Source organism: Syntrophothermus sp., assembly GCF_013314835.1.
GTDB lineage: Bacteria > Bacillota > Syntrophomonadia > Syntrophomonadales > Syntrophothermaceae > Syntrophothermus > Syntrophothermus lipocalidus.
In genome coordinates this window covers 26,869-49,664 of record NZ_JABUEX010000003.1, presented here as the reverse complement: position 1 = coordinate 49,664, position 22,796 = coordinate 26,869, and the positions used below count along the sequence as shown (strand labels likewise).

The 22,796-nt window shown below is 51.4% G+C and carries 27 protein-coding genes and 1 pseudogene; 22 read left to right on the top strand and 6 right to left on the bottom strand.

All coding sequences use genetic code 11. The features are described from left to right. Positions 1-128: 128 nt before the first annotated feature. The 6 genes and pseudogenes from HPY90_RS02265 to HPY90_RS02240 all read right to left on the bottom strand — a co-directional run bounded on the left by HPY90_RS02265 (position 129) and on the right by HPY90_RS02240 (position 5,096). On the bottom strand, positions 129-704 hold the full coding sequence (locus HPY90_RS02265; protein WP_287190650.1) for a copper amine oxidase N-terminal domain-containing protein: 576 nt from the start codon (positions 702-704) through the stop codon (positions 129-131). A gap of 30 nt (positions 705-734) precedes the next feature. Continuing rightward, positions 735-1,166, bottom strand: a complete 432-nt coding sequence (locus HPY90_RS02260) for a hypothetical protein (protein ID WP_287190647.1) — start codon at positions 1,164-1,166, stop codon at positions 735-737. Between the two features lie 141 nt (positions 1,167-1,307). Continuing rightward, entirely contained in the window at positions 1,308-1,718 is a 411-nt protein-coding gene (locus tag HPY90_RS02255; RefSeq protein WP_353733632.1) for a 4Fe-4S binding protein, read from the bottom strand. After that, positions 1,707-1,772 (bottom strand): annotated as a pseudogene (locus HPY90_RS02250) (hypothetical protein); the annotation flags it as partial. The pseudogene HPY90_RS02250 and the gene HPY90_RS02255, both read right to left, overlap by 12 nt. Before the next feature lie 15 nt (positions 1,773-1,787). Next, positions 1,788-3,140, bottom strand: coding sequence for a cyclic nucleotide-binding domain-containing protein (locus HPY90_RS02245; RefSeq protein ID WP_287190645.1), 1,353 nt, complete (start codon positions 3,138-3,140; stop codon positions 1,788-1,790). A 75-nt stretch (positions 3,141-3,215) separates the two neighbouring features. Further along, the gene (locus HPY90_RS02240; RefSeq protein ID WP_287190642.1) at positions 3,216-5,096 is read right to left on the bottom strand and encodes a CHASE2 domain-containing protein; all 1,881 of its coding nucleotides are present in this window, start codon (positions 5,094-5,096) and stop codon (positions 3,216-3,218) included. 198 nt (positions 5,097-5,294) lie between these two features. On the opposite strand from HPY90_RS02240, the gene HPY90_RS02235 reads away from it, so the two are divergent. The 22 genes from HPY90_RS02235 to atpD all read left to right on the top strand — a co-directional run bounded on the left by HPY90_RS02235 (position 5,295) and on the right by atpD (position 22,796). Further along, positions 5,295-6,140, top strand: coding sequence for an MBL fold metallo-hydrolase (locus HPY90_RS02235; RefSeq protein WP_287190640.1), 846 nt, complete (start codon positions 5,295-5,297; stop codon positions 6,138-6,140). Beyond that, positions 6,137-7,681, top strand: coding sequence for an HD domain-containing phosphohydrolase (locus HPY90_RS02230; protein ID WP_287190637.1), 1,545 nt, complete (start codon positions 6,137-6,139; stop codon positions 7,679-7,681). The genes HPY90_RS02235 and HPY90_RS02230 overlap by 4 nt, the downstream gene beginning before the upstream one ends. A 42-nt stretch (positions 7,682-7,723) precedes the next feature. Continuing rightward, positions 7,724-7,927 (top strand): 50S ribosomal protein L31, encoded by a 204-nt coding sequence (gene rpmE / locus HPY90_RS02225; protein WP_013176444.1) that lies wholly within the window; start codon positions 7,724-7,726, stop codon positions 7,925-7,927. Between the two features lie 202 nt (positions 7,928-8,129). Continuing rightward, complete coding sequence (locus tag HPY90_RS02220) at positions 8,130-8,948, top strand: DUF1385 domain-containing protein (RefSeq protein ID WP_287190633.1); 819 nt, start codon at positions 8,130-8,132, stop codon at positions 8,946-8,948. Positions 8,949-8,978: 30 nt separating this feature from the next. Beyond that, entirely contained in the window at positions 8,979-10,046 is a 1,068-nt protein-coding gene (prfA, locus tag HPY90_RS02215) for a peptide chain release factor 1 (protein ID WP_287190630.1), read from the top strand. Next, positions 10,047-10,937 carry a peptide chain release factor N(5)-glutamine methyltransferase gene (gene prmC, locus HPY90_RS02210; RefSeq protein WP_287190627.1) on the top strand — a complete coding sequence of 297 codons (891 nt, stop codon included), beginning with the start codon at positions 10,047-10,049 and terminating at the stop codon, positions 10,935-10,937. Next, positions 10,909-11,919, top strand: a complete 1,011-nt coding sequence (locus tag HPY90_RS02205) for an L-threonylcarbamoyladenylate synthase (protein WP_353733631.1) — start codon at positions 10,909-10,911, stop codon at positions 11,917-11,919. Before prmC ends, HPY90_RS02205 begins: the two co-directional genes overlap by 29 nt. A 20-nt stretch (positions 11,920-11,939) precedes the next feature. After that, entirely contained in the window at positions 11,940-12,521 is a 582-nt protein-coding gene (locus HPY90_RS02200) for a manganese efflux pump MntP (RefSeq protein WP_287190625.1), read from the top strand. 27 nt (positions 12,522-12,548) lie between these two features. After that, positions 12,549-13,061 (top strand): low molecular weight protein arginine phosphatase, encoded by a 513-nt coding sequence (locus tag HPY90_RS02195; protein WP_287190621.1) that lies wholly within the window; start codon positions 12,549-12,551, stop codon positions 13,059-13,061. A 110-nt stretch (positions 13,062-13,171) separates the two neighbouring features. Further along, complete coding sequence (rpiB, locus tag HPY90_RS02190; protein WP_287190618.1) at positions 13,172-13,633, top strand: ribose 5-phosphate isomerase B; 462 nt, start codon at positions 13,172-13,174, stop codon at positions 13,631-13,633. Positions 13,634-13,650: 17 nt separating this feature from the next. Then, a complete protein-coding gene (gene glyA / locus HPY90_RS02185) occupies positions 13,651-14,901 on the top strand; it encodes a serine hydroxymethyltransferase (protein ID WP_287190615.1) in 1,251 nt (416 codons plus the stop codon). Between the two features lie 23 nt (positions 14,902-14,924). Beyond that, entirely contained in the window at positions 14,925-15,386 is a 462-nt protein-coding gene (locus HPY90_RS02180; protein WP_013176435.1) for a deoxycytidylate deaminase, read from the top strand. A gap of 4 nt (positions 15,387-15,390) precedes the next feature. After that, positions 15,391-15,705, top strand: a complete 315-nt coding sequence (locus tag HPY90_RS02175) for a MazG-like family protein (RefSeq protein ID WP_013176434.1) — start codon at positions 15,391-15,393, stop codon at positions 15,703-15,705. A 191-nt stretch (positions 15,706-15,896) separates the two neighbouring features. Then, entirely contained in the window at positions 15,897-16,316 is a 420-nt protein-coding gene (locus tag HPY90_RS02170) for an AtpZ/AtpI family protein (RefSeq protein ID WP_013176433.1), read from the top strand. Next, positions 16,313-16,633 (top strand): hypothetical protein, encoded by a 321-nt coding sequence (locus tag HPY90_RS02165; protein ID WP_013176432.1) that lies wholly within the window; start codon positions 16,313-16,315, stop codon positions 16,631-16,633. The genes HPY90_RS02170 and HPY90_RS02165 overlap by 4 nt, the downstream gene beginning before the upstream one ends. 32 nt (positions 16,634-16,665) lie before the next feature. Beyond that, the gene (gene atpB / locus HPY90_RS02160) at positions 16,666-17,349 is read left to right on the top strand and encodes a F0F1 ATP synthase subunit A (RefSeq protein ID WP_013176431.1); all 684 of its coding nucleotides are present in this window, start codon (positions 16,666-16,668) and stop codon (positions 17,347-17,349) included. Positions 17,350-17,412: 63 nt separating this feature from the next. Then, on the top strand, positions 17,413-17,640 hold the full coding sequence (gene atpE, locus HPY90_RS02155) for an ATP synthase F0 subunit C (RefSeq protein WP_013176430.1): 228 nt from the start codon (positions 17,413-17,415) through the stop codon (positions 17,638-17,640). A gap of 147 nt (positions 17,641-17,787) precedes the next feature. Beyond that, positions 17,788-18,381 carry a F0F1 ATP synthase subunit B gene (atpF, locus tag HPY90_RS02150; RefSeq protein ID WP_013176429.1) on the top strand — a complete coding sequence of 198 codons (594 nt, stop codon included), beginning with the start codon at positions 17,788-17,790 and terminating at the stop codon, positions 18,379-18,381. After that, positions 18,375-18,923 (top strand): F0F1 ATP synthase subunit delta, encoded by a 549-nt coding sequence (locus HPY90_RS02145; RefSeq protein ID WP_287190605.1) that lies wholly within the window; start codon positions 18,375-18,377, stop codon positions 18,921-18,923. The genes atpF and HPY90_RS02145 overlap by 7 nt, the downstream gene beginning before the upstream one ends. A gap of 22 nt (positions 18,924-18,945) precedes the next feature. Then, complete coding sequence (atpA, locus tag HPY90_RS02140) at positions 18,946-20,454, top strand: F0F1 ATP synthase subunit alpha (RefSeq protein ID WP_287190601.1); 1,509 nt, start codon at positions 18,946-18,948, stop codon at positions 20,452-20,454. Positions 20,455-20,465: 11 nt separating this feature from the next. After that, on the top strand, positions 20,466-21,362 hold the full coding sequence (gene atpG / locus HPY90_RS02135; RefSeq protein ID WP_013176426.1) for an ATP synthase F1 subunit gamma: 897 nt from the start codon (positions 20,466-20,468) through the stop codon (positions 21,360-21,362). Between the two features lie 3 nt (positions 21,363-21,365). Next, complete coding sequence (atpD, locus tag HPY90_RS02130; RefSeq protein ID WP_013176425.1) at positions 21,366-22,796, top strand: F0F1 ATP synthase subunit beta; 1,431 nt, start codon at positions 21,366-21,368, stop codon at positions 22,794-22,796.

Here is a 22,796-nt window from a genome sequence, read left to right as displayed (position 1 = left end):
TGCTGAGTGATCGGGAGGATGTAGAAGGTCCAAAGAAAACAATATCTCGGTCTTGCACCAGCGGCCAAGGGGGAGACGGTTCAATCTCCCCCCTTTACTTTGTTGCCATCGAGGCGGTGGAGCTACCGTTATTTATTCATGTCCACTAGCTGGTACCCGAGAGGGCGCTTGTCTTGGTCGAATAGAATAATGAGGTAGTAACGCGAAGGAGCCGCTTCGTTTACTCCATTTAGGTCGTCGTAGTCCTCTAGCGGGAAGTTTTGCTGTTCTCGAATCCAATAGCCGAACATCTTCTCGGTAGGTTGATCCACTGCGGGGGTGGCTATTTTTGTAAAGCCTTTCATAGAGACCGGAAGCTGGTTCCGGTCCACTTTGAAATTAAGATACGCTCCGGGCTTAGTTACGGTGACAGCCCCTGAAAACTCGGGGCAAGGAATCGGCTCGTAATCTTTGCTGGTTATAATGACCGCTTGCTTCGCGCTGTCCCATTTCACCGTAGCTTGGAAGGCTTCTGCCACGGCCCGGATGGGGACCAGGACCCGTCCCCCTGTGAACTGGGGCGGAACGTCACATTTGACTTCTTCCCCGTCAACGTACAGTTTAATGGAATTGCCCGCCCAGACCTGTGCTGAACCGAACAACAAAGCTCCTACCAGAAATCCAGCTATAAAGACCGCCAGTTTGTCAAAGGTCGTACTGCTCATCGGAAACGCCTCCTTTTCCTTAAAAGATTATTATTTTCTTATTACAAATTCAGCGGTTTCTTTCTTCGACCGCCAGACTTTCCAAGCACAGACGAAAGAGATGACGAGCCCCGTGAGTATTACCAGAGCATCCAGTCCCTGCAGGATGTTTAACCTTACCAATTCCGTCCCGCTTCCGCTGCCGGGGGACTGCTGCCATATTTTTAAGCTCAGTCCTGGCAAGACCGGGGTAAACTGCAGGTGATAGGCGATGTGAAGACCAAGAGCCAAGGGCACTAAGGAAAACAGGGTCCGGACAGCCGGTAGGGAGTCTTCGCCATTCATTCGTTTTCTGACGAATAACCAGGCTCCGAAACAGGCCAGCAGGGTGATTCCCCAGTAAGCCAGTGTGAACCGGATTAACCACGCACCTGGGCTTATCGTGCCCCGCAGGCGGTCGAAAACGACGAGCGGGACTATCATCGCCAGAAAAGCGGCGACGAAGACGATGAACCCGCGGTTGACCAGGTTCGTGGTCCAGATATCCCGGGCGGGAGGCCTAAGGTTGAGCTTTACCGAACCGTTGGGGCAGGCCCGTACGCACTTCAGGCACAGCTTGCATACCTAGTTGTTGTCAATAAACGGCACGTGCTGGAAAACCGGACACCCGGGGGCTTCATCCGTGCCCTTATAACAGCTGTGGCTCGTGCACTTATTCATACACACCTCGGTATTGGAACGCAGTTCGAGCGGTGCTGCCAAGGAGCACACCCCTACCATGCCGCCTAGAGGGCAGATATGGCGGCACCAGGTCTGCCGTTGGAAAATCACCGCTGTCACCACTGCTCCGATGAGGATAGCAAGTAAGAGAAAACCGGTGGCCCCCGATGAATGGTGCATATCCGTAATCTCTTCCACCCAGAAAATGAGCAGGAAGAGGAAAGTCACCAGGAGGTAATCGTATTTCTTGAGGAGTTCGGGAACCGGGCGGTTTAGCCGGAGGCCGTCCTGGATTTTGCGAGCAATCAGGGACAAGGGACAAACAGAACAATAGATCCGTCCAAATAGAGCGATTGAAAGGGCCAGGCCGGGCCACCATACCGATTAGACCAGGGATTGGGCCGAAGGGCCAATCCCCGTGCCGGTGAAACAGGAAACCAGGATATAGGCGAAGACCACAGTTACTGCCCATTGAAGACCTTCTGGGAAAATCTTCTTTTGAATGGCCTGTATCACCGGTTTGAGCTGGAGGAGGTTATACTTCCAGCCGTTCTTTTCCTCGACTTTACCCAGGAAAATATGTTCCCCGGATATTGAGTTATCCTCAGCCAGTAGAAATGCCCGTTCCAGTACTCCTTCCAGCTCCTGAACGTTGCCGTAAGGATAATCGTAAAGCAAGAGTTTTTCCATGGCATCCTTGCTTACAAGCGGGGTCGGGCGGTTGTGTATGGAGGAGTACTTGTTGAGAAAATGGTTGAGCAACTCGGGGATGTCTCGCTTGCGGTTACGTAGGGGCGGGATGCCCACGACATTGGCGAACAGATGGGATACGGTTTCCGAAGCTAGCCTGTGTAGCCAGCCGCTATCATAACCTTTTTCACTAGAAGCAGATATGAGCCTGACATCGACCAAGGGGTGCTTAAGAAACTCAGATATCTTATCCAGGACAGAAGGGGATAGGAGTTCGACGTTCTTCAGCATCAGGGTTCCTCCGTTCACCAGTTCAAGGTAGCCAAACTGGCCAAAAAGCTTCTCAGCAGCCCCTCCCGCTACCAGATCCTCGCAGTTGACGGCGATAAAAGGACGTTCTTTACGGGAACCGCAGCGGTGGATTGAACGGGCTACGAGCTCCCTGCCTGTGCCCTTGTCTCCTACCAGGTAGAGGGGGGACTTAGAATCGGCCCATTTCTTCAGAAGATCATCCCGGATCTTTTTGACCTCCCGGTTCCGTCCAACTATTTTGCCATACTTGCCTTGCCTGTCGCTCAGCATGTCGGCCAAGGCCATTTCCTTGGCGTGGGCCTCGAGTACCCCGTAGTTGGCCTTTTTCAGACGCAGAGACAAGGTGTTGAGTATGTTTTCCCGGAAGCGCGGCACCCGGTCTAGCAGATAGCGAAAACCTTCGGGGGCGATAACTAACACTTTACACGTATCTGCGGCGACTATGGATGCTGATGTCGGATCCCCAGTAAGGAGTGACATTTCCCCAAAGTGCTCGCCGGAGTTAATCTGGGCAAGGACTACCTTTTGACCGTTGTCATCATGCAGCACCACTTCGGCTCGCCCTGAACAGAGAAAGTAGAGGTTGTTCGGCGGCGCGTTCTGGGCCAGAATAGTCTGGCCGCGGGCAAAAGTGAGCGTCGTGCTCAAGGGGAGTACCTCCGCTATGGTTTGCGGGGATGTCCCGTGAAAGACTTCAAGATTTTGTATCTCCGGAGCAATTTCATCTAATGCCAATGAATCCCACCTCCGCTTATTTGCTAGCTATGTTCGATGTATCATTGCAAGAACTTCACCCCCTAACTCACCCTTCTATTTGTATCCTTCCTTCTCTTCCGAGAGCTCGAAGGAAAGGTCTAGGTCCGCTAATGTATAGCAGGCTACCGGCTCCGAGAATCCCTTTACCCTTTCCGAGCCTATATAGCGAAGTGAGGATTTGAGCTTGCCTTCAGGAAGCAGGCGGTAGGAGCGCTCTGAAACTACGATCAGAGTACTGAACACCTTGCTCAAGGCCTCCATGCGCGAAGCCAGGTTCACGTCTTCCCCTATAGCCGTATACTCCATGCGTTCAGGGCTGCCGACATTACCGACGACTGCCGGGCCCGAGTTTATTCCCAAAGCTACCAGAAGCGGGGGAGCCCCGAGCCCTGTCCACCTGCGGTTCAGCTTTTCTACCTGCTCTTGAATAGCCACTGCTGACTTGATGGCTCGCTCCACGTGGTCTTCCCGCGGAACCGGGGCACCGAAGAAAGCCATGACCCCGTCTCCCAAGTATTTATCCAGGGTACCGCCATGCTCCAACACACAGCCGGTAATCGCGGTCAGGTACTCGTTCAACCTGGATATGACCTGGGCCGGGTCTTTGTGTTCGCTGTAGGGGGTAAACCCGCGGATGTCGGCAAACATAACGGTAATCTCGCGCTTTTCTCCTCCTAATTCAACCTTCCGGTTCCCGCTCATGATCTCGTCTACCACTTCGGGGGAGACGTACCGGCTGAACATGGCTCTAGTTCGCTGCCGTTCCAGCTCGGTCTGAATGAACCCCTGCACAGTAGTTCCAAGATAAGCGGCCATGATCATAGCTGCGGGGGTAGCGGCATGAACCCAATAATGGAACTTGTACCAAAGCCCGTAGGCTACAGCCAGTACTAGGAAGCACAGGGCCAAAGCCACCAGAAGCCGCTTCCAGGGAGAGCCCTTAGCGGTTGCCGCTGCAGCCAGCAACCAAAACAAGACTAACCATCCTAGGTTAACCCAGGCAGGGGCAGCTTGGAAGAATCTGCCTTCCAAGTACGATTTGATGGCCGAGGCATGGATTTCGACCCCGGGAACCGGGAGGCGGCCGGACAGGATCAAGTTGTTGCGGGTGTACGGGTTCTCATAGTAGTCTTCTTTAACGGTAGGGGTGTAAAGGCCGACCAGGACAATCTTATCCTTAAAGAAGGAGGGGGAGATATTGCCGTCAAGGACGTCGGCATAGCTGACCGTGGGGAAAGTTCGGGCGGGGCCGAAGAAATCGATACGTGCTTGATTATTGCTGTCGATAGGAACGGTCAGAGGACCCGCGTGTACTTCGTTTGCTTCTATTCTCAGGTCTGCAAAGGAACTACCGGTAGCAGCCATAGCTACCGCCAAGCTGAACGAAGGTAGCGGTTTTTGGGGGCCAAGAGTGTTGGTGTCGACTGCGGTAACCCGGCGAACCGTATTACCCTTGTCTGCCGGGATATTAATAAACCCTATGCCGGAGGACTTTTCTGACAGTTCATCTAGGGGAACCGCTAGGGATTGTGTCCATTCCCCGGAAGGACTCTGCTCGAACCTGAACATAGAGGCCAGCACAACTCCGGTGTGATCGGCGATGGCTTCAGCCAAGATTTGGTCGTTTTCTGGTGAAGTAGGGGCATCGAACAAGACATCTATTCCCACGACTTTGGCAGAGGCTAGCTTGTCCAGTAACCGGGCGTGGATGGTTCGAGGCCAAGGCAGGGGACCTAACTCCTGTATAGATTTTTCGTCCTTGGCGACGATGACTATATTTGACCCCGGGTCCTCAATACCCCGCAAGTTGAACCAGGTGTCATAGGTCGATAGTTCTAGATTATTCCAGGCACCTAAGGACCAGGAACCCAAGACCAACAATCCCAAAAAAAAAGCCGCTGCCAGGGGCTTCAAGCGATGTATTATAATATCCACTCTAAATGCACCTCCGAAAGCAAGTTATTCTACGCCAAATTTCCATGTCCTTTGTCCGCGTGCCAATTTTACATAAAAAAGTTGTCGACTAAATTCGAACAAATTTTGGTGTATAATCAATGTCAAAAACCATGGCATGTCAGGATCATAGTAAAACACAGGCAGCAGTAATCAATTTGGCAAGACAGGGGTGGGGATTTGAACAGAACTAGATTTGACGTGGTCTTCTGGGGGGTTCGTGGTTCCTTGCCAGTACCGGGCCCCAACACGGTTAGGTACGGGGGCAATACCCCCTGCGTTCAGGTTCAGATTGGACAAACATTGTTGATTATGGATGCGGGCACAGGCATCTATCATCTGGGGCGGCAACTGATGGATAGCAGGGGTAGAATCTCAGGTCATGTCTTTATTACCCATACTCACTGGGATCATATTCAGGGGTTCCCCTTTTTTTACCCCGCGTTTGTCGATGGCAATGAGTTCGTCATCTACGGCCAAAGGAAGGGAGAACATAGTTTACTCGACCTTATGCAGGGACAGATGGCAGAGCCGTATTTTCCCGTACATCTCAGCGACATGTTTGCTGATATTCGTTTTCAAGAGGTAGAGGCGGGAGAAATTCTAACCATAAGTGACGGGATCACAGTAAAAACGATTTCCATCAATCATCCGGGAGGCTGCCTCGCTTACCGGGTAGACCATGACGGAAGATCCTTGTGTTACGTGACGGACACCGAAGACTACCCTTTTCTCGATCCGGGTCTGATTGACTTTGCACGGAAGGCCGATGTTGTTGTGTATGACGCCAACTTTACGGAAGAGGAATACCTGGGTTTGGGGGGCAAGAACTCAAAAAAAGGGTGGGGGCACTCGACCTGGCAGCAGGGGGTCCGGCTAGTCAGGGAGGCTGAAGCTGACATGCTGGTATTGTTTCACCATGCTGTTTACCGGAATGACGATGACATGGATGCTTTACAAAAAGCAGCGCAAAAAGAGTATCCGCGATGCGTGGCGGCCAGGGAAGGGATGGTCATTTCGCTGTGAAGAAGGAGCAGACTGCTGGCTGGGACGATCTGACGAGGATAATTGACATCGGGATAGCCCTCACTGCCGAGAAGGATGACAACCGGCTGCTCGAGATGATTTTGACCTATGCCCGTAGAATCACACGAGCGGATGCTGGCACCCTGTATCTGAGAGTTGGCGATTACCTGATATTTAAAATAATGCAAAATGATACCCTCGGGCTCCACCAGGGAGGTAGGGGCGAGACCATAAGCCTTCCTTCGGTCCCTATGAGTCCGGACAACGTGTCAGGCTACGTGGCCTTGACCGGAAGGGCTGTAAACATCGCGGATGCGTACAGCAGCAGCAAGTTCGATTTTTCCGGTCCGAAACGGTACGATGCTCTGACCGGTTATCGTACCAAGTCTGCGCTGGTAGTACCCCTGTCCGATTATGAAGGGGAGGTTATAGGGGTTTTACAGTTGATCAACGCCCTAAACGAACAGGGAGAGGTCGTGCCTTTTTCCCCTGAGTATGAGAGGTTGGTAACGGCTCTGGCTTCCCAAGCGGCAACCGCTTTGACCAAAATAAGGTTTATCGAAGAGATCGAACGGTTATTTGAAGCCTTGGTAGAAGTTATGGCTACTGCCATCGATGCTCTCACCCCGTACAACGTGACTCACAGCCGCAGGGTAGCGGAAATGGCTAGAAGGTTTGCCTGGTACCTGAACGAAGTTAAGAGGACAAATGGCGACGTTCCTGACTTCGACGATGACCGCGTTACCCAGCTAGTTATGGCTGCCTGGTTACATGACATAGGGAAGGTAGCTACTCCTTTAGAGGTTATGAACAAGGCTACTCGTTTAGGCAACAGGTTGGATCTGGTTTTGCAGAGATTGGATTACATCAGGGAGAAAGAAAGAGCAGACAGCCTGGCGCGAGAACTGGCTGCGGTGCGGGCGGGGGATATGGAGGCATGGGAAACATTCCGCCGGGAGCAGGAGAACATTTTAAAGAAGGTAGAAAATGCGCGGCGGCTGGTGCTTGTTGCCAATGATCCCACATGTGTGGTAAACGAGACCCTGGCGGGCCAGATCAGGGGACTGGGCAAGGAAACTTACATAGACCGGGAGGGGCGCCTGAGAAATTGGCTGACCGAGGAGGAAGTCGAATGCTTAACCGTTCCCCGCGGGACCTTGACCCCTAAAGAGAGAAAAATAATGGAGGATCACGTGCGAATGACCGGCCTGCTTTTGGAGAAGGTGCCTTTCACTAGAAAATTAAAGGATGTCCCGAGGCTGGCAGTATCTCACCATGAGTACCTGGATGGGGAAGGTTATCCTCTGGGGCTTAAGGGAGATGAAATAGAGTTAGAAGCTAGGATACTGGCTATTCTAGACGTATTCGATGCCTTGACTGCCGATGACCGTCCTTATAAAAAGGCGATCTCGGTGGACGAGGCCTTAAAAATACTGGGCAGGATGGCGGAGCAGGGCAAGCTAGACCGTAAACTCTATGAGTATTTTTGTGCCAGCCGGGTTTGGGAAGACTGTAATCTTGTTTTTGGCAGGCCCACCTGATATAATTATCTCCGTTACCAAGGGAGGAGAAGAGGTGAGAAAGTGAAAAAAGAGATACATCCCAAATACTTCAGGACTACCGTTACCTGTGCTTGCGGTAATTCCTTTGAGACCGGTTCGACTAAGGAGAACCTGAGGGTCGAGATCTGTTCGAAGTGTCATCCTTTTTATACCGGAACAAGGGTAAGGGTTGTGGAGACAGGCGGTAGGGTAGACAAGTTCAAGAAGAAATACGGGCTCAAGTAATAGCAGGGATCATCTCTGCTATTCTTTTTAGACGATAGTTCCGTAATCATGAAGGGGACCGAAAGGATTGGTACTATTGCCCCGGAAACAAGGATATTTATTCCAGAATAGTTTTATTCCTCGGGTAGGCCAGCTGCGTGTGGGTTTGCATTCGGTCGTCAGCTCTTTTAACTATGGAGGGCAGGCCGTTATCGAAGGAGTAATGATGAGGGGGCCACGCAGCTACGCAGTTGCAGTAAGGCAGGCAGATGGGAGCATAGTTGCCGAGAAGAAAAGAACCGTCGCCTATGCGGAACGAAACCCGGTATTTAAATGGCCGTTGCTACGAGGGACTTTTGTCCTCTTCGACTCATTAGTTCTAGGAATGAAGGCTCTCAGCAAGTCTGCCAACTTGGCTATGGAAGAAGAGGAAGAGTTGTCGTGGGCAGAAATGTCTGGCAGTATACTGCTGGCCCTTGTTTTGGCGATAGTACTATTTATAGTGGTGCCGGTGGGGGCAGTACATCTGATAAGACATTGGGTGCCAGGGATTTTGGTTCAGAACGTTTTGGAAGGCTTCATACGCATTGCGGTTTTTCTAGGCTACCTGGTAGCTATTTCGCGAATGAAAGATATAGAGCGGGTCTTCATGTACCATGGGGCGGAGCATAAAGTCATCCATACGTACGAGCACGGCGACGACTTGACAGTGGAAAACGCTCGTAAGTATTCCACTCTTCATCCTCGTTGCGGTACGAGTTTTCTTCTAGTAGTCTTAGTAATTTCTATCTTCATATTTGCTCTGCTAGGAGGAGGAAGCCTGTTTTGGAAAATCGCGTCCAGAATACTGGTATTGCCAGTAGTGGCTGGTTTGGGATATGAGTTCATCAGGTTTTCGGGGCGATGGCAGCAGCATGCCTGGGGTAGGTTTTTGATTGCTCCGGGACTGTGGTTTCAGGGGTTGACTACTCGTGAGCCTGACGACGAACAGCTAGAAGTGGCTATCCGTGCGCTGGAAGAGGTTTTGAAGGACGAAAACTGATGCTTTGGATGCAGGAGGATGTTGACAAGTATGTTAGAGAAGCTGGATAAGCTGGAAGAGAAATTTGAAGAGATAACCGCCTTGCTTTCTCAACCCGAGGTAATTGCCGATCAAGCGCGGTTTCAAAAATATGCAAAAGCCCACGCTGAACTAAGTGAATTGGTTGACACGTACAGGGAGTACAAACGAGTTCGTCAAGACAAAACCGATGCCAGGGCAATGCTGGAGGAGGAAGAAGATGACGATCTTCGAAGTATGCTGGTAGAGGAAATCAGGGTCTTGGGTGACAAGGAAGAGAAGTTAGAGCAAAGGCTTAAACTGCTACTTTTGCCGAAAGACCCTAATGATGAGAAAAACGTTATTATGGAAATTCGTGCTGGGACAGGGGGCGAGGAGGCGGCTTTATTCGCGGCCGACCTTTTCCGCATGTACAGCCGTTACGCGGAGAAACAGGGATGGAAAGTAGACATCATGGACACGAGTTATTCGGATTTAGGCGGATTCAAAGAGATTATTTTTATCGTCGAAGGCAGAGGGGCTTATAGCAAACTGAAGTTTGAGTCCGGGGTGCACCGGGTCCAGAGAATACCGGTTACCGAGTCGGGAGGCCGCATCCACACCTCGGCGGCAACGGTAGCAGTCTTGCCGGAAGCGGAAGAGGTAGAAGTGGATATAAACCCGAACGATTTGCGGATAGACGTCTTTTGTTCGAGTGGTCCTGGAGGACAGTCGGTGAATACTACCCAGTCGGCCGTAAGAATCACTCACCTGCCGACGGGAATCGTGGTAAGCTGCCAGGATGAGAAATCACAGCATAAGAATAAAGACAAGGCCATGCGGGTTTTGAGGTCGCGTTTGCTCGAGTTGAAGCGTGCTGAACATGAAGCCGAGATTGCGGATGCCAGGAGGAGCCAGGTGGGAAGCGGGGACCGCAGCGAACGGATCCGTACCTATAATTTCCCCCAAGGACGAGTGACTGACCACCGCATAAACCTTACTTTGCATAAATTGGATGTTGTCCTTGAAGGTGAGCTGGATGAGATAATCGAAGCCCTGATAACCCACGATCAGGCGGAGAAAATGAGGCAGGTCGAGTAGATGCAGGAGCCTTGGACAGTTAAAAGTCTTTTGGAGTGGACTACCGGGTATTTTCGTCGCAAAAACATAGCAGAACCTCGATTGGAAGCAGAGCTGTTGTTAGCCTATGTTCTGGGAATAGACCGGGTGGGCCTTTATGTAAATTATTACCAGCCCGTGAATCAGGATGAAAGGTCTTGTTACCGGGAAATCATTAAACGACGAGTCCAGGGTGAGCCAGTAGCGTATCTTACTGGAAAGAAGGAGTTTTTTTCTCTTGAGTTCGATGTGTCCCCTGAGGTGCTTATCCCGCGGGCAGAGACGGAAGTAATGGTGGAAAAAGCGATAGCAATTGGGCGCGGGATGGGCGGATCACTCCGGGTTGCGGATGTCGGAACTGGCTGCGGGGCTATTGCCATAGCTCTGGCCGTGTACTTGCCTAATGCCCGCATAGTGGCAATTGATATCTCCTCCGCGGCTGTAGAGTTAGCTCGCAAAAATGCTCGCCGTTACCAGGTTCATGACAGGATCGATTTTATGGTAGGGGACCTTTTGACCCCATTAGGACAGGACAATGCCGGTTTAGACATCGTAGTAGCCAACCTTCCTTATGTTCCTACGAACGAATGGGAGAATCTGGCTCTAGAAGTGAAAGAATTCGAACCCCGGATTGCATTGGATGGAGGGGCTGATGGTCTGGCTTATTATCGGAGGTTGATGCCCCAGGCACGGCAGTGGTTGCGAGAGGGAGGATATATCGTAGTCGAGATTGCGTGGAACCAAGGGCCTGCTATGCTTAGTTTGATGCAGCATTTCTTTGATGAAGTGGAGGTAGGACAAGATCTGGCAGGAAGAGACCGAGTTGTAGTCGGAAGGAAAGGGGCTGAATCACCTGCAAACCAAGTGTTATAAGGTTGATCCGGAGACCCCGGAGGCTAGCGTTATAGCAGAAGCAGCCGCTCTTATTCGCAAGGGCGAAGTAGTCGCTTTTCCAACCGAGACCGTATACGGGTTAGGCGCTGATGCTTTCAACGAAGAAGCGGTCTGCAAGATTTTCATCGCTAAGGGGAGACAGCCAGACAATCCTCTAATAGTTCACATTAGCAACATGAACCAGGTTTCAGCGTTGATCAAGTCGGTTCCGGACGAAGCCCGGCTTCTCATGGATAGGTTTTGGCCTGGTCCTTTGACTATGGTTATGGAAAGTCTGCCGTCAGTGGCCTCAGCCGCTAGGGCAGGGGGGAATACCGTGGGAGTGAGGATGCCCCGACATCCCGTGGCCTTAGCCTTGATCGACGAAGCGGGGCCATTAGCAGCTCCGAGCGCCAATCTCTCCGGCCGACCAAGTCCCACTACTCCCGAGCATGTGAAAAACGATCTGGATGGCAGGATAAGCGCGATACTGGACGCGGGCCCAACCGGCATGGGAATAGAGTCCACGGTACTGGACATGACGCAAAAACCTTTCCGTATACTGCGTCCCGGGGGGATATCGATGGAGGAACTGGAGGAAGTACTTCCTGGTATGGTTGAGACCGCAGAAGCCAAAGGGCCGGCGGACAGGTACCCCCATTACCAAACTCGAGCGAGGGTTATCCTTTTGTCAGAGCCAGCAGATGTGGCAAGCGCTCTACATGAATATAAAAAGCAGGGGAAAAAAGTAGGGTTAGTGGCTCATAGTGATGAGGAGTATCGCCATATCGAGAAAGAATCAGACCTGGTTTATTGGCTGCCGCCGAGTGCGGAAGAGGCAGGGAAGCGTTTGTATGCCGTCCTGCGCGATGCAGACGAACGGGGTCTAGATATACTCTTCTTTGAACCTTATCCCGAGGAAGGGAAGGGATCAGCTCTTATGTATCGTTTGAAAAAGTCTAGCCAGCGGTTAGAGGAATAGAAAGAAAGGCAGGGCTGGCAATGGTAATGGAAGACGCCGCAACAGTTGTAGCTGTGGCCGTGGCTTTGGGAACCGACGCTTTCTCTGTGGCTCTAGGCTTTGGGATTGCTAGGGTTGTCGCAGGTTTTCGAGCGCGATTTGTAGGCATGGTTACCTTGCTCCACATACTGATGCCGTTGCTCGGACTGGAGATAGGATTGACGGTCGGTAAGGTGTTGGGAGTGTGGGCGGGAAGATTAGGGGCTTTGGTTCTGATTTATGTTTCCTACGATATGATAAAGAAAGGGATGAAAGGACAGAAAGAATATTCCTGGCAAGAAAAGGCCCTAGGGGGAAAAGAAACTGGCGCCACGGGAGTCAGCTTAGCAGCTACAGCTGTACTCGGGTTATCAGTAAGCATGGATGCTCTTACTGTCGGTTTCGGGCTAGGAACGGCCAAGGTTCCAATAGGGGTTACCGTCGCGGTAATGGGAATTACCGCCGGCTTGATGACTGCTGCCGGGTTTTGGGGAGGACGGTGGCTGGGGAAAACGGTGGGGAAAATAGCGCAGACGCTTGGAGGTTGCGTTCTTTTATTAATAGCTCTTAAAATGGTGTTATAATGTGTTGTTTTAGGGGGAGACAAGCGGATGAGGAAGGTCCGGGTTTTATTTGTTTGTAGCGGTAATACTTGTCGCAGTCCCATGGCGGCTGCTTTATTCCGCAAGTATCTGGAACAAAAGTTCCCCGACTATAAAGATGCTTTCGTGGTCGATTCGGCTGGACTTTACGCTCTGGACGGGTCGCCCGCTACGAAAGAAGCCATAGAGATCATGGCTTTATGCGAACAGACAGATTTGACTGAGCATCGGAGTAAGTCGGTACAACAAGGACTGATAGAAGAATCAGACTTGATACTTGCCATGACTGCCATACATAGAGACGAATTGATAGAAAAATACCCTTGGGCAGCAGACAAGATATTTACCCTGAAGGAATTTGCGCTGGACGAAAACAGCACCGGAGCGGACCCCGACCTCGACGTTATGGATCCGTTTGGGCTGGGGCTGGACGCTTACGAAGAAGCTTGTACTGAACTCAAGCAACTGATAGAGGTAGCCTTGGAACGATTGGTGGAACTATGCGAAGAACAGGGAGGATAGAGGCTATAACTATGCCTGAGCTATTCTTTGGTGTGCGAGGTAGATTTTTGGCTTGTTTCGGGAGGATATGCTACAGACGGGCTAGAAAAAAGTTTATGAGGTGAGGGGTTTTGACAATTGTTATAGGGAGTGACCACGCAGGGTATGTCCTCAAGGAGTTTCTCAAAACCAAACTTGGGGGTGAAGGATACAGGGTTGTTGATTACGGAACCGATTCGGAGGAACCTGTGGATTATCCGGACGTAGCGGAAAAGGTAGCCCTGGCGGTGAAAAGCAGCGAAGAGAGCCTGGGGATTTTGGTTTGTGGGACAGGCATAGGGATGTCTATCGCTGCCAACAAAATACCGGGAATAAGAGCCGCAGTCTGCCATTCCGGTTTTACTGCCAGAATGGCCAGGGAACACAACTGGGTGAACGTCGTAGCCGTAGGGGCACGGGTGCTTGAACCCAATGAGGCCTGGGAGGTTGTGAAAGAATTCCTAAGTACATCGTTCCAGGGAGGTAGGCACAGCCGCAGAATAGAAAAAATAACTGCCCTGGAAACAAAGTACATGAGCCCAAAGTATAGGTGATGAGGGGGTTTTTGAGGTTGGATTACATTGAAAAATATGTAAGGCCGGTTGACCCGGAGGTGGCTGAAGCTATTGCCAACGAAGAAAGAAGAGAGGCCACCAAGCTAGAGCTGATAGCTTCGGAGAACTTTGTATCCAGAGCAGTTATGGCGGCTCAGGGATGTGTAATGACTAACAAGTACGCTGAGGGATATCCGGGCAAACGCTATTACGGCGGGTGCGAGTTCGTTGACGTGGTGGAAGAGCTGGCGAGAGAAAGAGCGAAAAAGCTTTTCGGAGCGCAGCACGCTAATGTACAGCCCCATTCTGGAGCCCAAGCCAATACTGCGGTTTATTTTGCTGCTTTACAACCGGGGGATACTATTCTTGGCATGAACCTGTCCCATGGGGGACACTTAACCCACGGAAGCCCAGTGAACATTTCGGGTACGTATTTTAATATCGTGCCCTACGGTGTAAACCGGGAGACAGAGACCATCGATTACGGGGAATTGAGGGACATTGCCCGGAAAGCCCGCCCCAAGATGATAGTAGCTGGAGCCAGTGCTTACCCGCGGGTGATAGATTTCAAAGCCTTTAGAGAAATCGCGGACGAGGTAGGGGCATTGCTGATGGTGGATATGGCTCATATAGCTGGCCTGGTAGCGGCGGGGCTTCATCCTAATCCGGTTCCCTATGCTGATTTCGTCACGACGACTACCCACAAAACCCTGAGAGGACCGCGCGGCGGCATGATACTTTGTCCTTCGGAGTGGGCGGCACGCATCGATAAAGCGGTGTTTCCGGGGACTCAAGGGGGACCGCTCATGCACGTTATAGCGGCCAAGGCTGTGTGCTTGAAGGAGGCTATGAGCGAAGAGTTTGCGACTTACCAGCAAAACATAGTTAAGAATGCTCGGGCGTTAGCCAGCGGTCTTATAGCCCATGGGTTTAGGCTGGTGTCTGGCGGTACAGATAATCACCTGATGCTGGTGGATGTAAAGGCTAAGGGAATGACCGGTAAACTCGCGGAGGAGCTTTTAGAAGCTGTAAACATAACTGCCAACAAGAATACAATACCTTTTGACACGGAAAAACCGACTGTCACCAGCGGTATTCGTCTGGGAACTCCGGCTGTTACTTCACGGGGACTACAAGAACAGGATATGTATGAGGTTGCGCAGGCAATAAACCTTGCTCTTAACCATCCTGAAGATGACCAGAAAAAGCTCGAGGCCAGAGAAATTGTGGCTCGGTTGTGCCAGAAATACCCTCTTTACGGTATCTAAAATGATTTGCGAGGGAGAGCAGCATGGACTATTGTCGACCGTCGTGGGATGATTATTTTTTGGAGCTGACACAGGTAGTGGCCAAAAGATCTACCTGTTTGCGGCGGCACGTAGGCGCCCTATTGGTCAAAGATGAAAGGATTATCGCGACCGGTTATAACGGTGCCCCGCAAGGATTGAGACACTGTTTAGAAGCTGGTTGCCTGAGAGAAGAAAAAGGAATTCCATCTGGAGTTAGATACGAGCTATGCCGGGGGGTCCATGCTGAGCAAAACGCCATAATAAACGCCGCGCGCTACGGGGTTTCTACTTTGGATTCGGTTCTTTATTGCACCGACCAGCCCTGTATCCTGTGTGCGCGTATGTTGATCAACGCTGGGATCAAGAAGGTAATACACCAGGGAGACTTTAGAGATGAAGTGGCATTGCAGTTCTTGGAAGAAGCGGGAATCGAAGTAGTGAAGGTCCCGTTTCAAAGCAGGTGATGGCATGAAAACCAAAACTATTTCTTTGCCTCGGCTGAATGGCCTTTCTCCGACGTTGGAGTCGACTGCTCTCAAGCTGATGGAGGAGGCAGGAGAACTAGCTCAAGCCATCGGCAAGTTACGCGGGCTCAGCGGAGAGAGGATTGAGGTTAGCGAAAACGAGGCGGTGCAGCTGATAACCAAGGAGCTTTTGGATGTAGCACAGACAGCGGTTTCCATGATGTTTGTGATGGAGGAAAGGTATGGAGTTGACATCGAACAGGCTCTTGACCATCATTATGAAAAGCTTTACCGGAAGGGCTATTTAATTAAGAAATAATGAAACTTGTTTAAAAAGGGTTTTTAATACCGATGTAGAATAACCACTTGTTACGAGAGCTCATACATCACTAACTTTTTTTTCGGGAAAAAAAGAGGAACTTTGTTACGCGTGGCGAATAAAGATTTTTGGTGTGTGACTGAATGTATAATGGAGCTACGTGAGAACATGCGTACTGAAGGTGAGAGGTGATGGCTCGGAGGCAAGGTTGGCAACGGGCCTTGGGGAATGCCCTTTCCATGGCTACTAACATGGCCGCGGCTATCGCCCTCGGGTACTTTGCAGGGAAGTACCTGGATAAGTGGCTGGGGACTGACCCGTGGCTGACATTGTTGCTGTTCTTGCTCGGAGTAGCGACCGGTCTTAAGATAGTATACGATCAGGCCTTCGGCAAAGGCAGGAAGAACGGCCAGCACGAAGAAGATAAGGAAAGTGATAACAACATCAAGATAAGACCCGGCGACCAGGTGATAGAAAGTCTCAAGGTTGCCCGCGAGAGTCTCAAGGAAGTTCAGGAAAAGGTTAAGGATATCTACCCGAGTCAAGACGAAGAGAAGACAGGAGACAGCGATCCGAAGGACAAAACTAAGGGAGAAGATGGTCAGGATTGATATGGGCTGGCCTCATTACAGGTCTGGCTGTTTACACGGTTAACCTATTTCTGGTGGTCTTAGTATTACGCAAAGCTGAAATGCTGCCGGAGGAAGAGGCGCCGAAATACATTGCTATGAGATACTACCTCCGGTACGCGGTTCTCGTAGTAGTGTTAGGAGTGCTGGTCTGGCTAGGAGGACTGCAGTTTGCCCTGGGTACTATGGGGGGATTGGTGCTGGCGAAGGTTATTCTCCTAGCGATAGGCAGCCAAAACAAGGGTCTTATTGCCCGGTTAATCAAGGGTAGTAATATTGACACCCCGGGCGAGGAATAGGCAAAATTTCATTACGGAAGGGGGGGAGAAGATTGATTTTCGGAGCATCGTATGAACCGCTGTTTCATATTGGTCCAGTACCTGTCTATGATCATGTCGTGGCACAGTGGCTAGTAATGATTATCCTGGCGGTTGTATGCATTCTGGCAACCAGGAACATGCAGGTGGTCCCCCGTGGGCTGCAAAACTTTTTCGAATGGGTCGTAGAGTGGTGCTACAATTTCTTTGGTGGTGCTTTGGGCAACGAGCATGCTGCCAAAAGGTATACGCCGCTCTTAGCGACGTTCTTCCTTTTTATTCTCACCAGTAACTATTTCGGTCTTATCCCCGGAGCGGGAACCATCCACGGTTTCGTACCACCTACCTCAGACTGGAACATCACTGCCACTCTTGCCACAATTGTCTTTTTTGCAGTGATCATTGTCGGCTTTAGAGAACAAGGAAGTCACTACCTGGCACACTTCGTTTCACCGTACTGGCCCTTCTTGCCGATGAACATTCTAGAACAGTTTGCCAGGCCATTGTCCCTGACTCTCCGTCTATTCGGCAACATATTCGGTCATGAAATGATAGTTGCCTTTCTAGTTCTGATGGCTCCGTTCCTGGTTCCGATGCCATTGCAAGCTCTGGGAGTTCTGACGGGACTCATCCAGGCGCTGGTGTTCACCATTTTGGCGACCAGTTATTTGGCGGACGTTGTCGGAGAAGGGCATTAAAAGTAATCAAAAAACTACAATATTGCTCAATGATGCATTGGAGCAAGAAAGGGGGGAAATGGAATGGAAGGAGCACTCGCCATTGGAGCTGGCCTCGCAGTAGCAGTTGGTGCGCTGGGCGGAGGTATCGGCCAGGGTATAGCCGGGGGTAAATGTTTCGAGAGTATCGCACGGCAACCCGAGATTGCAGACCAAGTTAGAACCCTATTGTTCATAACTCTCGCATTCATTGAGACTCTGACGATTTACGGTCTACTAATCGCATTCATGCTGGTCGGGAAGATCGGCTAGTTCCAGTCAATAATTACACCAGGACATGGTTTTGGGGCGATGGGGCAACGGAACCGAGGGAACCTAGCCCATCGCCCAAAACACTGTTAGTACTGTTAATAACGTATAATGCAACGCTCAACTCAAAGGAATGGAGGTAACATGCCCGTGATAAGGAAAAGATGGCTGGCTTTGACAGTCCTTCTATTAAGCATGCTCTTCGTACTTGGATTGGCTACCTCCTGCTTCGCGGCGGAAAGCGAAGGCGTGCCGCCATTCCCTGACATTTACAAGATCGGTTGGACAGCAGTAAACTTCTTCGTGCTTTTTGCTATTCTTTATAAATTCGGCTACACACCCATAGTAAATATGCTGGAGCAACGGACCAACACTATAGAATCGTCGCTAAAGCATGCGGAAGATTTGCGGGCAGAGGTTGAGCAAATGAGGAAAGAGGCTCAAACCAACCTAGCCGAAGCGCGCCGGGAGGCTCAGGAAATAGTAGCCAGAGCCACCAAGGTTGCAGAAGAGGCCAAGAACGATATTATCGCCAAAGCTCAGCAAGACGCCCGTGCGGAGAAAGACAAGGCCCTGGCCGAGATCAAGGCCGAAAAAGAACAGGCCTTGACAGAACTCAGGGATACGGCTGCTACTCTGGCTATTATGGCTGCGGAGAAAGTTCTGGGCAGAGCGCTTACTGAAGAGGACCATAAAGGGATGGTCAAAGAGTTCGTCAAGGAAGCAGGAGATCTCTTATGCTGAATAAGAGCGTCGCGAGACGCTATGCAGAAGCGCTTTTTGCTATTGCCCAGGACAACAACAAAGTGGACGAATTACAAGGTGAGCTGGAGTTGGTGGTCCAGGCCATTAATGCGCACGAGGAGCTGAAGGCCTATATGCTTCATCCGCTGATTCCTCCGAAGGACAAGAAGGATGTAATAGTTAAGCTGTTTGGCGACAAGATATCCGAAGTTACAAAGAAGTTCTTGTTCCTAGTGAGCGATAAGAGGCGCGAAGCGTATATTGAAGCTATGTACGAAGAATACAAGGCTATGGCCAATGAGTTTAAAAACGTGCTGCACGCGGACCTGGTATCAGCCAAGAAGCTGGAAGAGTCAGACATTTCAATGCTTAGGGAGAGGCTGGCAACGGCTACGGGAAAGAGTATCGATTTCAATGTTTCCATTGACCCATCCCTAATCGGAGGAATCAGGGTCCGGGTGGGAGACCGGATAATTGACGCCAGTATTAAGAAGAAGCTAGAGATGCTGAAGGACAACCTCAGGAAGGTTAAGATCAGTTAATACGATAGGGGTGAACAAGGAGATGAGTATCAGACCGGAAGAGATTAGCGCTATTTTGAAACAACAGATAGAGCGCTACCAATCCGAGGTCGAGGTTAGCAATGTCGGCACTGTCATATACGTTGGTGACGGTATCGCGCGCGTCTACGGTCTACAGAATGCCATGTCCGGCGAACTCCTCGAGTTTCCGGGCGGGACGTACGGGATGGTTCTTAACCTGGAAGAAGACAACGTCGGGGCGGTTCTATTAGGAGAATACTCCCACATTAAGGAAGGAGACATAGTAAAAGGGACAGGCCGCATCATGGAAGTTCCTGCTGGGAAAGCGATGCTTGGACGCGTCGTTAACGCGTTGGGACAGCCCATCGATGGTAAAGGGCCTATCAATACCAACGTCTTCCGCCCAGTCGAGCGTGTGGCGCCGGGCGTTGTTAGCAGAAAATCGGTTTACCAGCCGGTACAGACTGGGATAAAAGCTATTGACGCTATGATCCCCATCGGTCGGGGTCAGCGGGAATTGATCATCGGCGACCGTCAGACCGGAAAGACGGCTATATGCGTGGACACCATCATTAACCAGAAGGGCCAAAATATGATATGTATCTACGTGGCCATCGGGCAGAAACAGTCCACCGTGGCCAGTGTGGTCCAGAAGTTGGAAGAGTACGGAGCTATGGACTACACCATAGTGGTGGCAGCTACTGCTTCCGAGCCTGCACCTCTGCTCTACCTGGCACCTTATGCTGGGGTAGCTATTGCGGAGGAATTCATGGAAACAGACCATGCTGACGTGTTGATAATCTACGATGACCTTTCCAAGCACGCGGTGGCGTACCGCGAAATGTCGCTGCTCCTCCGGAGGCCGCCTGGGCGTGAGGCGTATCCCGGGGACGTATTTTACCTGCACTCCCGACTGCTCGAGCGGGCCTGTAAACTCAACGAGAAACTGGGCGAAGGGTCAATAACCGCTCTGCCAATTATCGAAACTCAGGCCGGCGACGTTGCAGCCTACATTCCGACCAACGTTATTTCGATAACGGATGGCCAGATATACCTTGAAACAGACCTCTTCTATGCCGGGATTCGGCCGGCTATCAACGTAGGTCTTTCGGTTTCCCGAGTTGGTGGCGCAGCTCAGATCAAGGCCATGAAATCAGTTGCAGGTCAGTTGCGTCTAGACCTGGCACAATACCGAGAGCTGGCTGCGTTTGCCCAGTTTGGCTCTGACCTGGACAAAGCGACTCTGGCCCGTCTGAACCGCGGGGAAAAATTACAGGAGATATTGAAACAAGGGCAGTACCAGCCCATGCCGGTTCAGGAACAGATAGTGTCCATTTACTGCGGTGTTAATGGCTGGCTGGATGATATCCCAACCGATAAGGTCCAGCAGTTTGAGTCTGAGTTCTTGAAATTCGTCCGTAGCAGCTACCCGGATATTTTGAAAACCATCGCTGACACCAAGGTCTTGGATGCCAATACGGAGAAGAATCTGGTTAAGGCTATACAAGAATTCAAGGCCATATTCGCTTAGGTGGTGAGAGTATGGCTGGAAGATCAGTCAGAGACTTTAAACGCCGAATTAGGAGCGTTACCAACACTCGACAGATAACCAAGGCCATGAAAATGGTGGCGGCAGCGAAGCTTCGTAGAGCCCAAGAGAGTGCTGAGGCATCGCGTCCGTATGCTGGGAAACTGGCAGAAGTGCTGGCCCGACTGTCCGCGATATCGACCGATACCCGGCATCCTCTACTCGAAAAACATGAATCAGTAGACAATGTTACCTATGTAGTGGTCACCGCGGACCGCGGCTTGTGCGGGGCCTTTAATACCAACATTATTAGGGCAGCCCAGGAAGCGATTAAGGAGGACACCCGTCCGGTAACGGTGGGGATAACCGGGGTAGGCCGCAAGGGACGGGATTTCTTCCGGAAACGCGGGTTCAAGATGCAAGGTGAATTTGTTAACCTCGGCGACAGGATCAGCTATGCGCATGCCAAAGAAATAGGACAGTATATCATTCAGATGTACGAAGAAGGAGCCACGGACGAGGTCTACTTGGTATACGCGCGGTTCGTGAATGCGCTGAGGCAGGTTCCCACCGTGGTTAAACTGCTTCCACTGGAGCCGCCGCAGGCTGAGGAAGGAGAATTGTCTCCCCGCGAGTTTGTGGCCGACTATATATACGAGCCGAGTGCGGACGAGATCCTCATGACCCTGTTACCCCGTTATATTGAAAGCCAAGTCTACCACGCCCTGCTGGAATCGAAGGCCAGTGAGCACGGAGCGCGGATGACAGCGATGGGTAACGCTACGGACAATGCTACGGAGCTAATCGATGCGCTCACATTGCAGATGAACAAAGCGCGACAGGCAGCAATTACTAAAGAAATTCTTGATATAGTAGGTGGCGCAGAAGCCCTCAGAAAAGGAGGAAAGTAAACGATGGCAAAGGAAACTATCGGCACCGTCGTCCAGGTTATAGGACCGGTAGTGGATATCCGGTTCAAACCTGGTGAACTGCCAGACCTACTGGACGCCATTCGGATCAGGACCGAGGACCAAGATCCGGGGTTTAAGTCCCCCGTCCATGTTGACATTACCCTAGAAGCCATGCAGCTTTTGGGTAACGATATCGTAAGATGCGTTGCGGTACAACCAACAGACGGCGTAATGCGCGGCATGAAGGCGGTCGCCACCGGGGCCCCGATCAAAGTGCCCGTGGGGCCAGCAACCTTGGGACGTATACTGAACGTAGTAGGCAACCCGGTGGACGAACTGGGACCGGTCGATGCGACCGAATATTGGGAGATTCACCGGAAACCGCCGGCTCTTGTAGACCAGGTGCCTTCACGGGAAATGCTCGAGACCGGGGTTAAGGTGCTCGATTTGATCTGCCCTTATGCCAAAGGCGGGAAGGTCGGGATGTTCGGCGGAGCCGGCGTAGGCAAGACGGTTATAATTATGGAACTGATACGTAACATTGCGTACGAGCACGGTGGCTACTCGGTGTTTACCGGCGTCGGTGAGCGTAGCCGCGAAGGCAATGACCTGTGGAACGAAATGAAGGAATCCGGGGTTATAGAAAAGTGTGCCCTTATCTACGGGCAGATGAACGAGCCGCCTGGAGCCCGGCTTAGAGTGGGTCTGACCGGCCTCACCGTTGCCGAGTACTTCCGCGACGTAGAAGGGCAGGACGTATTAATATTCATCGACAATATATTTAGGTTTGCCCAGGCTGGCAACGAAGTGTCCGCGCTTCTCGGTCGTATGCCGTCCGCGGTCGGTTATCAGCCTACGCTAGCAACTGACATGGGCTTGCTGCAAGAGCGGATTACTTCGACCAAGAAAGGATCTATCACATCCGCTCAAGCAGTATACGTACCGGCCGACGACTTGACTGACCCTGCTCCGGCGACGACCTTTGCGCACTTGGACGCGACCACGGTCTTGTCGAGGCAGATTGCAGAGCTGGGCATATACCCCGCAGTGGACCCGCTCGACTCGACTTCTCGTATATTGGACCCCCTAGTGCTAGGGAAAGAACACTATGAGTGTGCGCGCGGCGTCCAGAAAGTTCTGCAGAGATACAAGGAACTCCAAGACATTATCGCCATCCTCGGTATGGACGAGTTAACTGATGAGGACAAGCTGATCGTGGCTCGGGCTAGAAAGATACAGCGGTTCTTGTCACAGCCGTTCCACGTGGCCGAGCAGTTCACAGGCACTCCCGGAGTGTATGTCCCGGTCAAGGAGACGGTATTTGGGTTTACCCAGGTGCTGGAAGGGAAGTATGACCACCTGCCCGAGGCGGCGTTCTACATGGTCGGTAATATAGACATGGTAGCCGCCAAGGGTAAAGAATTGGAGGCGTAG

Bases quoted from the DNA above. Each gene is read 5' to 3' on its own strand.
- HPY90_RS02145 (WP_287190605.1), top strand. From the start codon at position 18,375: ATGCTGAATAAGAGCGTCGCGAGACGCTATGCAGAAGCGCTTTTTGCT.
- HPY90_RS02180 (WP_013176435.1), top strand. From the start codon at position 14,925: ATGGACTATTGTCGACCGTCGTGGGATGATTATTTTTTGGAGCTGACA.
- atpE (WP_013176430.1), top strand. From the start codon at position 17,413: ATGGAAGGAGCACTCGCCATTGGAGCTGGCCTCGCAGTAGCAGTTGGT.
- atpA (WP_287190601.1), top strand. From the start codon at position 18,946: ATGAGTATCAGACCGGAAGAGATTAGCGCTATTTTGAAACAACAGATA.
- HPY90_RS02175 (WP_013176434.1), top strand. From the start codon at position 15,391: ATGAAAACCAAAACTATTTCTTTGCCTCGGCTGAATGGCCTTTCTCCG.
- prfA (WP_287190630.1), top strand. From the start codon at position 8,979: ATGTTAGAGAAGCTGGATAAGCTGGAAGAGAAATTTGAAGAGATAACC.
- HPY90_RS02200 (WP_287190625.1), top strand. From the start codon at position 11,940: ATGGTAATGGAAGACGCCGCAACAGTTGTAGCTGTGGCCGTGGCTTTG.
- prmC (WP_287190627.1), top strand. From the start codon at position 10,047: ATGCAGGAGCCTTGGACAGTTAAAAGTCTTTTGGAGTGGACTACCGGG.
- HPY90_RS02260 (WP_287190647.1), bottom strand. From the start codon at position 1,166: ATGATAGTCCCGCTCGTCGTTTTCGACCGCCTGCGGGGCACGATAAGC.
- HPY90_RS02195 (WP_287190621.1), top strand. From the start codon at position 12,549: ATGAGGAAGGTCCGGGTTTTATTTGTTTGTAGCGGTAATACTTGTCGC.
- HPY90_RS02265 (WP_287190650.1), bottom strand. From the start codon at position 704: ATGAGCAGTACGACCTTTGACAAACTGGCGGTCTTTATAGCTGGATTT.
- atpG (WP_013176426.1), top strand. From the start codon at position 20,466: ATGGCTGGAAGATCAGTCAGAGACTTTAAACGCCGAATTAGGAGCGTT.
- HPY90_RS02220 (WP_287190633.1), top strand. From the start codon at position 8,130: ATGATGAGGGGGCCACGCAGCTACGCAGTTGCAGTAAGGCAGGCAGAT.
- HPY90_RS02170 (WP_013176433.1), top strand. From the start codon at position 15,897: ATGGCTCGGAGGCAAGGTTGGCAACGGGCCTTGGGGAATGCCCTTTCC.
- atpD (WP_013176425.1), top strand. From the start codon at position 21,366: ATGGCAAAGGAAACTATCGGCACCGTCGTCCAGGTTATAGGACCGGTA.